Annotated in this window: 8 protein-coding genes; all 8 read left to right on the top strand. The window is 35.1% G+C overall.

Translation table 11 applies throughout. The features are described from left to right. Nucleotides 1–23: 23 nt before the first annotated feature. The 8 genes from C8E03_RS15165 (at nucleotide 24) to C8E03_RS15200 (ending at nucleotide 10,895) form a co-directional block, all read left to right on the top strand. Nucleotides 24–299 carry a hypothetical protein gene (locus C8E03_RS15165; protein WP_110291460.1) on the top strand — a complete coding sequence of 92 codons (276 nt, stop codon included), beginning with the start codon at nucleotides 24–26 and terminating at the stop codon, nucleotides 297–299. A gap of 43 nt (nucleotides 300–342) precedes the next feature. Next, on the top strand, nucleotides 343–4,659 hold the full coding sequence (locus C8E03_RS15170; RefSeq protein ID WP_110291462.1) for a hypothetical protein: 4,317 nt from the start codon (nucleotides 343–345) through the stop codon (nucleotides 4,657–4,659). Nucleotides 4,660–4,715: 56 nt separating this feature from the next. Beyond that, nucleotides 4,716–5,087 carry a hypothetical protein gene (locus C8E03_RS15175; RefSeq protein ID WP_110291464.1) on the top strand — a complete coding sequence of 124 codons (372 nt, stop codon included), beginning with the start codon at nucleotides 4,716–4,718 and terminating at the stop codon, nucleotides 5,085–5,087. A gap of 18 nt (nucleotides 5,088–5,105) precedes the next feature. Then, on the top strand, nucleotides 5,106–7,346 hold the full coding sequence (locus C8E03_RS15180) for a hypothetical protein (RefSeq protein WP_110291466.1): 2,241 nt from the start codon (nucleotides 5,106–5,108) through the stop codon (nucleotides 7,344–7,346). Nucleotide 7,347: 1 nt separating this feature from the next. After that, a complete protein-coding gene (locus C8E03_RS15185) occupies nucleotides 7,348–7,782 on the top strand; it encodes a hypothetical protein (protein WP_242993577.1) in 435 nt (144 codons plus the stop codon). A gap of 2 nt (nucleotides 7,783–7,784) precedes the next feature. Continuing rightward, on the top strand, nucleotides 7,785–9,824 hold the full coding sequence (locus tag C8E03_RS15190) for a hypothetical protein (protein WP_110291468.1): 2,040 nt from the start codon (nucleotides 7,785–7,787) through the stop codon (nucleotides 9,822–9,824). 89 nt (nucleotides 9,825–9,913) lie between these two features. Further along, entirely contained in the window at nucleotides 9,914–10,270 is a 357-nt protein-coding gene (locus tag C8E03_RS15195) for a hypothetical protein (RefSeq protein WP_110291469.1), read from the top strand. Nucleotides 10,271–10,421: 151 nt separating this feature from the next. Continuing rightward, on the top strand, nucleotides 10,422–10,895 hold the full coding sequence (locus tag C8E03_RS15200) for a phage holin family protein (protein ID WP_110291470.1): 474 nt from the start codon (nucleotides 10,422–10,424) through the stop codon (nucleotides 10,893–10,895). Nucleotides 10,896–10,942 lie beyond the last annotated feature (47 nt).

Here is a 10,942-nt window from a genome sequence, read left to right on the forward strand (position 1 = left end):
AAACCTTTTGGAGTCTAAATCCTGTGAAAATGGATATTTACCAAGAGGTTTTTATTAATGAAAGAAAAGATGATTTTAACAAGATTGATTACGCATCTTGGTTTCAAGGAAGATATTTTATGGAAGCAGTTAACTCGTGCTTTAATAAAAAAGCTAAATATCCAACGCAGCCATACTCCTATAAAAATCTTGAACAAGATGGAAATGTTTCAAATGAACTTAGAGCAGAAATAGCAGCTAAGAAATTTGAAGCATTTGCAGAAGTCTTTAATAAGAAATTTGAAAACAAAAATAAATGAGTGCCATTGAGCGCCAGTAATTAAAGAAAGTTGGTGATACTCAATGGCAGAAGTAGATAGACTTGAGGTTGCGGTCGAAGCACAAGCGACAAAGGCGAGCCAGCAATTAGATAAGCTTATTTCAAAACTTAATAGTGTATCAGGCGCATTGAGCGGAATCAACGCTTCTGGACTGACAGGCCTTGCTAATGGAGTTCAAAGACTATCAACATCTATGCAGTCTATGAACAATGTTAAGACTTCGGATTTCACCAGACTTGCAAGCAATATAACTAAACTAGGAAACATAAACACTGCAAACTTAAACAATGCCGCGAGCGCCATGAGTCAAATAAGCAGAGCGTTTAATAATGTAGGGAATGTGTCTTCAAACGCCGTGAAGATTGGGGAATTATCCAAAAACATTTCCAAGCTTGGAAACAAGTCAGTAACTAATGCGATTGCTAATATTCCAAGGCTTTCAACAGCATTAAATGATATGATGACGCAACTGTCTAGGACACCTAGAGTTTCCAATAACTTGATTCGATTGACAGAAGCTTTGTCTAGGTTAACAAATCAAGGTTCAAGAGTTGATAGCGCTACAAATAGTATTAGAAGTAGCTTAAATGGATATGTTAATTATTCAAATAGGGCAACAAAAAGCACACTAAGTTTGGCGGCAGCAATTGGAACGTTATACGCAAAGTATTGGTTACTTGTAAGAGCAGTAAGAGCGTTTATGAAAATTGTTGAAAGTTCTATGGATTATATTGAGACTCTAAATTATTTTGATGTAACCGTAGACAAAATCGGCAATGATGCAATTTCAAGCTGGAAGCAAAGTGGATACGATTCGGCACAAGCTTATTATGATTCATTTCGGAACAGAATGACTGATCTGACTTCCAAAATGACAGGATTTCAGGTTAATAAAGATGGAACAACGACAGAACTAGACATTAAAAACCTTAGTTTAGATGTTAATGAAATTTTAAATTACCAAGCTACATTTGCGCAAATGACTGATTCTATGGGTCTGCTGGAAGATACTACCATTAATGTATCAAATGCGTTGACAATGTTAGGTGCTGACTGGTCATCCTTGAAAAATATTGACATGGACACAGCAATGAATAAGTTTGCATCTGCTTTGACCGGACAAATCAGACCAGTTCGTGAACTAGGTATTGACATATCACAAACAACCTTAGAAACATATGCGTTAAAATATGGAATTTCTGATGCTGTTTCAGAGATGAGCCAAGCTGCAAAAGTTCAATTAAGATTATTGGCTATCTTAGATCAGTCTAAGGTTGCCATGGGCGATATTGCAAATACGATAAATCAACCTGCAAATCAGTTAAGAGTTTTAAAACAAAACTTTTCTAATTTAGCACGTATTATCGGAAATATGTTTCTACCTATTGTTGCAAAAATACTACCATACATAAATGGACTCGTTATTGCACTTAGAAGATTATTTACATGGATAAGCGGATTAATGGGTATTGATATTACAGGATTGTCAAGCTCTATAGGAGATTCGGCTTTAGATATTGAAGATGCAAGTGACTCTACAGATGATTTAACAGACGGACTCACAGATGCGACAAAGCAAGCTGAGAAACTTAAAAATATTACAACAAGCATCGATGAATTGAATATAGCAACTCAAGACACAACATCTGATTCCGGTAGTAACTCGGGAACGACAGGGACAAGCAGCGGATATGGAGTACTTGATGATGCAATTACGGCCGCACTTGCTGAGTATCAAGCTATTTGGGATGAAGCATTTGCTAACATGGAAAGTAAAGCTGAAGATATAGCAGATAAGATTCAGGCAGCTTTTAAAAAAATTTACGACATTGCTGAACCTACAAGATTGGCAGTAAAAAAACTTTGGGATGAGGGGTTATCGTTACTTGCTAATTTCACATGGAAAGCTTTAGAAGATTTTTGGAATGAGTTTCTTGTACCTATCGGAAAGTGGACGTTAGGCGTGGGATTGCCAATGTTTATTGATGCTATTAACAACTTTTTACTTAAGATAAATTGGAGTGCAATTAATTCTGCTTTAAAAAACTTTTGGCAGGCACTAGAGCCATTTGCAGAAAAAGTCGGGGAGGGGTTGATTCGATTCTTTTCGGATCTTTTATCTTTTGGCGCTGACTTCATCAATGCGGTTGTCCCTGGTGGATTAAATGGAATTGCAGGAGCATTGAAAAAAATTAGCCCTGAGCAGGCTGAGAAAATAGGATATGCGCTTGGTATAATCGCAACTGCTTTGATAGGTTTTAAAACAATTGGGACAATAGCAATTGGCATAGAGTCATTGGCTAAAGTTGTTGCAGGCTCAAAGATTGCAACTGGATTTTTAATATTTAAAGATGCTCTTTTAGCTGTTGGCGGCGCTATAGGTGGATTTTTAATTAACATTGCCAAAATGCTAGGTGTAGGAAAATTATTATCAGGATTCACACCGTTTGCTACTCTACAAACGGATATGGCATTGAGCGGAGCGTCTTTACCTGCTTTATTTAAAACACTTATACTCACTCCAATTACTACATTTTTTACAGTTACGCTTCCCACTGCATTTACAAGTTTGGCCGCTTCTTTGGGGAGTGCGTTTGGACTTGCTGGGTCAGCAGCAATCGTGGCTGGAGGAGCAGCAATAGTTGCAACAGTTGTAGCCGCAGTGGCGGCAATTGTTTACACGGCTACGCACTGGGATGAAATCAAGGAATTTTGGACAAAAAAAGTTCCGAACTGGTGGAAGAATAGCGTTATTCCATTTTTTCAAAAACTTCCAGGACAGATTGCGGATTTTTTTAAGAGTCTACCTAGCAAATTGGGGTATGCCTTAGGATTTGCAACTGGAACAGTGGTCAAATGGGTAGCAGAATTAATCAAAACTGTCGCAACAAAAGTGCCGCAAGTTATAAATAATGTTGTTTCATTCTTTGCGGAAATGCCTGCACGAATTGGAAAGTGGTTTACTAGCACAATAACATCGTTTGTTGCATTTGCATCTAGCCTTGTTGAAACTGTTAAAACAAATTTCCCTGTGGTTGTGGATTCGATTTTAAGCTTCTTTATCAATTTACCAGAGAATTTCCTTGAGTTCGGGAAGAACATAATTCAAGGATTGTGGAGCGGTATAAAGGGTGCAATTGATTCATTTATGAGTTCTATATCAGATTTTATAGATGGATTTGTTCAGGGATTCAAAGACGCTTTGGGGATTCACTCACCGTCAACAGCATTTGCAGAAATTGGCGGTTATATTATCGCAGGATTGTTATCAGGTATTGAAAATGCATGGACAGGATTTGCAACGTTTGTTGGTGGTTTACCTCAAAAAGCGGTAGATGCATTTGGAAATATAAAGACCTTGTTTGTTACAAAAGGTAATGACATTATAAATGGTATTAAAGATGGGTGGAATAATTTATCTGTTGGATTCGCCATTTGGCTAGGTCAAAAAAGAGAATCAGTTGTAACGAATTTCGGCAGTTACTGGAATAGCTTTGTTACAAAGGGAAATGACATTATTAATGGAATAAAAAAAGGTTGGAATGACTTGTCAAGTGGATTTGCTACATGGTTAAGTCAAATGCGTGAAAAAGTAGTATCTTGGTTTGGTTCCTTTTATAACAGTTTCATTTCTAAGGGTAATGACATTATTAATGGTATTAAAAAGGGATGGGATAATCTATCTAGCAGTTTTTCGGGATGGTTATCTGACAGAAAAGAAAATGTAGTTTCATGGTTTGGAGATTTGAAATCTAAATTTGTAAACAAGGGAACAGATATTGTTTCAGGTATAAAAAAAGGATGGAATGATAATTGGAGCAATTTTAAAGAATGGTTGAATGGTCTGCCTTCAAAAATTATAAGTCCATTTAGTAATATGTACAACGAGGGTAAGAAAATAGTAACAAACTTTATTAATGGTCTTAAGTCTGCAAAGTTACCAACATTTCATATTAATTGGTCTACCAGTACAAAATCATTTTTTGGTCTTGATATTGATATTCCAATTCCAAATATAAGTTTTTATAAGGATGGTGGCTTCCCGAATATGGGCGAAGCATTTATCGCAAGAGAAAATGGTCCTGAAATGGTTGGACGAATCGGAAATAAATCTGCAGTAGCCAACAACGACCAAATTACAACAGCTATCACAAACGCAGTAGTACAGGGTATGAAAAATGCTTCAAGTGGCGGTACAAGTGATGATTTATTAAGAGAACAAAATGAACTTTTAAGACGAATCTTAGCTAAAGATACAAACGTAAGTTTGAATGGACGTAAGGTCAATGAAGAATTAGAAAGTGTTAAAAAGTCTAATGGTTTTAGCTTTGCGACATAATCTATACCCCTCGAAATCGAGGGGTTTTCTTTATTCATAAGGTGGTGGTAATACATATGGCTTTTATAACAATAAACGGAAAGCAGTTTCCAGCTCCGGCAAGATTTCCAAAACTGGTTATTAGTACTTTAGTTGATGCTGGCAGAAATGCAAATGGTGTTGTAGTAGGACAAAAAATAGGACGTGACCAAAACAAAGTTGACTCATTGACATGGCCAGTTCTTGATGCCACCACATGGGCATCTATGTTGCAAGAGTTCAGCGGATTTTTTGTAATCGCTACTATTTGGGACATGGCTGCAAATGATTGGGTAACAATCAAGATGTATCCAGGTGACCGAACGGCAGATGTGCTTGAAATTGACGATTCAGGAAGACCAGTAAAATATAAAGATTGTGCAGTAAATATTATTGACTGTGGATTATAGAAAGCGTGGTAACTTAGTATGCATAGAGCAAGTAAAGATTATAAGGAGCAGATGAAACAGGAATATAGAAATCGCACATATCAAATTGTTTCATTGGGATTGATTAATCAAGATGCTCAAAGAAGTGCATACATAAAAGATAAATCACCCTACACTAATTATTCAGATTTCTCGAAGCTATTCAATAATGTTAATGATAGTTTTCAGTATGCGACATTGGAAAATAACTTTACAAAAGTAAATGGTCAGCAGTATTTTATTCCTCGTACAGCTTCACAAAGATACAAGAATGGTCTGATTACAAGTGCAATGCCTGTTAGCTCAAATGTAGTTATAAGAATTGACTTTAATACAATAGATCCCCTTGAAATTAAAGGAGCAACAATTGACTTCGGAGAAAATTATCCTATTGATTTCAAAATCAATGGAGAAACAGGAGATACCTGCATCATAACCAATAATGACACAGGCAGTTTTGAGACTGATTTTATTTTTGAAGATACTAAGTATTTGATTATTACAGTTAGTAAAATGCGGTTTACATATAATCGAGTAAGAATTTATAGTATTCAATTTGGTATTGGACTTGCATTTAATAACAATCATATTATGTCAAGTAAGCTAAATAATTATGGTTCGGCAATATCAGATAGCATTTACCAATCAGATTTTTCAGTAACGATAAATAATAGGGATATGGAGTTCAACGTAGATAATCCTGCCAGCTTGATTAATTTTCTTGAAGAGAATCAAGATATGACAATTTACTTTGGCTATGAACTGGAAGATGGCACAGTTGAATGGATAAAGACAGCAACGCTCAAGGTTTCGGCGTGGGAATCTGACGACCAAACGGCTACAATTAAGGCGCAGGATTTGCTAAGAGAGCTTGACGATAATTATTATAAAGGACAGTACTACACGAATGGCATTACTTTGTATGCGTTGGCTGTTTTAGTTCTTAATGATGGAGCAGTGGAAGAGAAGAATAGGTACATAGATCCATATTTAAAAAAAGTAACTGTCAGAAATCCACTTCCAAATGTGACACACAAAGAAGCTTTGCAGATTATTGCAAATGCGGGACGCTGTGTCTTAAGTGTAAATCGTGATGGACAAATACAGTTAAAGTCCTCATTTATACCCGATAGCTCAATTATTAGTAATGGAGAAACTTCATATAGTAATGTAGCGAATACGCTTAATGAAACTGTAAAGCAAGAATATGCGGAATATACGCAGAATTTTACCAAGGTTGGCAGTCAGCAGTATTTTATTCCTCGAAATCTGCAATCAAGTATTAATACTGGATACATTAGTTCGTTTGTGAGTGATGAAAACGGAGAGTTTGAAAGCAATCCAGTTATCACAAGATCTCTTGAAGCTTCTTTTAAGACTTATGGAATCCAGTTGACCTTTGGTGGCTCATTGCCAAGTGGATTTATTGTAAGAACGTACTTATATGATAATATAGTCGAATCTATCACAATTACAAAGGATATTGATACAAGCTACATATTGAATTACGATTTCCAAGAATTTGATAAGATTTCAATTGAGTTTGTTGGTACCCAAGAGCCGTTTAACAGAATTCATTTAAATAATTTTCATTTTGGTGACTTAACTGACTATCACATTACCTACAATGATATGCTGAGCACTCCAAAGGCTAACAAATTGGAAAAGGTAAAAACATTGTATATTTCACAAAATATATACGGAAAATCCTCTACTTTGGAACAATTTGTTAATGAGGATGTTGATGTTTATCTTGATGATTTAGAGAGAACTTTTTACTTTACCAGTCCAGTTTATAACATTTCTATTCGCTTAGTGGATGCGACGAGTGGAGGTGTAAGCATCATAGAAACTGGTGCTTATTATGTAAAATGCCGATTCAGTGGATTAACTCAAACTACAAAACTCCGATTAGTTGTAGAGGGGTACAAATACAATATAACAACTCTAAAATTATCAAAACAGTTAAATAATCGGGGAATTACAAAAGAATGGAGCAATCCCCTCATTGATAGCCAAGGACATGCTGCAGACGTACTAGAATGGCTTGGGGAATATTTCACATCCGATAGAGAGTATGAAATATCGTATAGAGGTGAGCCAGCAATTAATATCACGGATATTATTTATCAGGAAAATAAATATGAAGATAATATGAGAGTTGTAGTAGAAGAATCGACACTAAGCAATAATGGCGGTGCTTTAAGTGGTAGTTTAGTAACTAGAAAGAGGGTGGAGTGATATGGCATGGATAGAACCTAAGTTAGACTGGAATGAATCTTATGATATAGAGGGAACATACACAGGCGATTACTTTAATATAGAAGATTACAACCGGATAAAGAATAACATAGATGAACTTAAGACCATGACCATTGAACTTTATCCTGAGTTTTCGTTATCTACTATGGGAGAAGATAAAAATTATGAAGATTATCCATATGCGGACGAAATAAACATGATAACCTCTAATCTTGATACTATCATGGCAAAGACCTATACCAATCAATTCAGTATCGGTACAAGAATTTTGTACTATGACAATACTCCTTTCATTGGCTTTGCAGATTTAAACCGTATCGAAAGTGCATGTCTAAGAATTTACAACACAATAACAGCTCAACACAATAGCAGGCGAAGGCTTGCTTTTTATTTGGGTAGAAAGGAGCGCTTCTAATTATGGCATTTGAAATGTTAAAAACAGATTATCAGGATGATGTACTAAATACCTCTGTGAACCAAGTTAGAAAATATATGATTGTAAACAATGCAGATGGAAGTATCAGCTTAGTTGATGTCACTGTCTACACTAAGACAGGTACATTTATCGGGGCAAAAGATATTAATACTATATGTAGAAACATGAATACAATAATGGGATTTATTGAAACGAGTTCTGGAGATTTGGCAGCCGAATTTCAGACATATTTTAATGAGCAAAAGACTTTATTTGAAACAGGTATGAATAATGAAAATATTAGTTTTGTTTCGCAATTTGATGCATATTTGGTTAACTTCAAAGCTAGTTGTTCTAGCCAGTTTACAGCTTGGTATGATTCAAATACTGTTGATTGGTCACAAGACGTTACTGATAGAATTAATGCGATAATTCAATCACTTACAGTATTCCTAGCTGATAACGGACAATTTGTATTAAATAAAGCTTATTCGGTAGGAAATATTGTTTCTTATAATCTAGGTGATGGAATTACAAGAGGGTATATTGCTGTTAATCCAGTACCAGCAAACTCATACATTTATCCAACAAATGAAGATTACTTCGCAAATATAACAAGAGAGGGAATTGCTGGAATCGGACTAGGATTGACACCTCGCAGAAATTGGAGCGACCAGATAACATATGTGCTTAATGATTTAGTAATTCACGATTATGTTTATTGGAGATGCTTAAATCAAAATACTAATTCAGAGCCAAGTGAGTCAAATGCGAAATGGGAAAAACAATGGGACATTACGTCTGAAATGCCGATAGCGTTTGACGAACCGGAAGAAAACAGTTTTTCATTCATGGAAATTTTATCAAACATCGTTTCAGGTACAACGCTTGAAAATTTATTTACATATGTTAAATCAGCATTTAAAAAGTTTCTAAATAAATTTAAAGATACAGAATATACAGCAACAGGCGCAAGTATTACTTATGATACTTCAAACGATTCATCCGTGATTATTTCAGACATAGACACAAGTATAAGTGATTTTAATGTTATATCGGAAAATAATGCGCAGTACAATGTGGCAGGATTGGACGATTACGCGATTACAGGAGCGGCTTCAATATCGGTCAGCGCAGAACATCAAATCGTAGTAATAAATGGCAATTATGATAATGCTTCAAGACAGTTTCCGACATCGGCTACTTTAAATAGTGGTGATTATATTTTTAAAATAATACAATTAAGTGGTTCGATAAGTGGAAGTATAACATTTCAGTACTGGGTTAGAAATCCATCATCAAGTCTTTTTGTTAATGTAGCAGAGACTAATTCTGAGACATTAAAAGAAGTTGAGTTTTCTTTAAATTACAACACAGATTTGTGCATGATGCATATTGTTGGAGCAACAGGAACTACTACAGATAATTACAAATTTATGGTAGTTGTATGTAATAAAAACAAAGAGTACAAGGCAGACAGCGCACTTGTTATTAGCAACAATACATCATCATATATAATGAATAGCTATGAGGGCACAACAAATATATTCACAACCTCAGAAGAACCAATAAATTTTACGGCAGAATTTAAGAGTAAGTTTTGGTATCTAAAAAATAACAAGCTAGACAAAACAAGTGTCGTAGCCAATCTTTCTACAACGGTAGCAGGTAATGCATTAGATGCAACACAAGGTAAAATATTAGATGATAAGATTACAACGATAACTGATAATTTGGACAATAATACAGTAATAATCCCAACCGTTGGAGCAAATGTAACGAGATTAAGCGGCGGTTACGTCAAACAAGGTAAACGAGTTTCAGTTAGCATTTCGGTAAAATTTACAACAGCGAGTACCAATTACAGCGTAGCATCCTCTTTACCTACACCAATTTCAGGTACTACGACAGGTATAGCCACAAATAGTTCTTTGGGTGGAGTATATTTATGTGAAGTGACGGCAGGTGGAGGATTGACATTGTTTGGTTCTTTTGCAGTAAATGAAACTTATATATTGTCTGTAAATTATGTATCAAATTAAACTGATATTTAGTAATGGTAAAAATAATTGAATATGTAATAAATTAACTAGCTGATCAAGCTTATTTTTATGTAAAGAAAGGAATAAATATGGAAAGAATTAAATTTAAAAATTCAGATGAGATATATATTTTAGATGGTTCTACAGAAAATCAATATAAATGCGTATTAAATAGTATATCTGATTTTGCAACGCTGTATACAAAACTTACAGATGATAACTTAAGTCAAATCAGCTATCTAAATGAAGCAGGGGCATTATGCGCTATCTACAAAGATAAAACACTATCTAAAGCGGAGATAGTAACCGAAACGGATGAGGAGACAGGAGAAAGCAAGATGATTACTACGTTAACCTTTAAGGATATTGATATTACAGCTAAAAAGCTTAAGCACCTAGAAGAAACTATTGACACATTATTAATAAACGGTCTGGAGGTGAAATAATATGGTTTACACCTTAACAAGAATATACAAAGCACAAGGCAAGGAAAAGGGCGAAATAATACTACAAAAAGCAGTAAAAAAAGAACTGGATAACCGAAGCGGAAATGCAGCAGATTGTTGAAGAAAACAACTAAGAAAGAGGTAAAGGACTATGACAAAATTAACAGAATTGCAAAACACTACAAATTTAATTTATGGAGCAATTGCAGCGATTGGAGCTGCGCTATTAGGGAGATACTGGTTTCTATTCCTTGGATTTTTAGTAGCCAATATCATAGATTATACTACTGGCTTTATCAAAGCAAAATACTACTTGAAAAATGAAAGCTCCGCAGTTGGCGCAAAGGGAATCTTTAAGAAAGTTTGGTATTGGGTGGTGATTTGCATTGCCTTTTTTGTTTCTATGGTTTTCCAAGACATGGGTAACATGATAGGTATTGATTTAGGCTTTGTAGTACTGTTTGGGTATTTCACGTTGGCTACATATTTGATTAATGAGTTACGCAGCATCTTGGAAAATGTAGTTGCTATGGGAGCTAATGTACCAACATTCCTAATCAAAGGACTAGATATTGTTAATAAGAAAGTAGAAGATATAACAAATTCAGGTACAGAGGGTGAATAATCGCCCTCGTTTTAAACGTAGAAAGAGAGGTTAATAGAGATGGAGAA

Origin of the sequence: Lachnotalea glycerini (assembly GCF_003201285.1) — a bacterium.
In the GTDB taxonomy this organism is placed as follows: Bacteria; Bacillota; Clostridia; order Lachnospirales; family Lachnospiraceae; genus Lachnotalea; species Lachnotalea glycerini.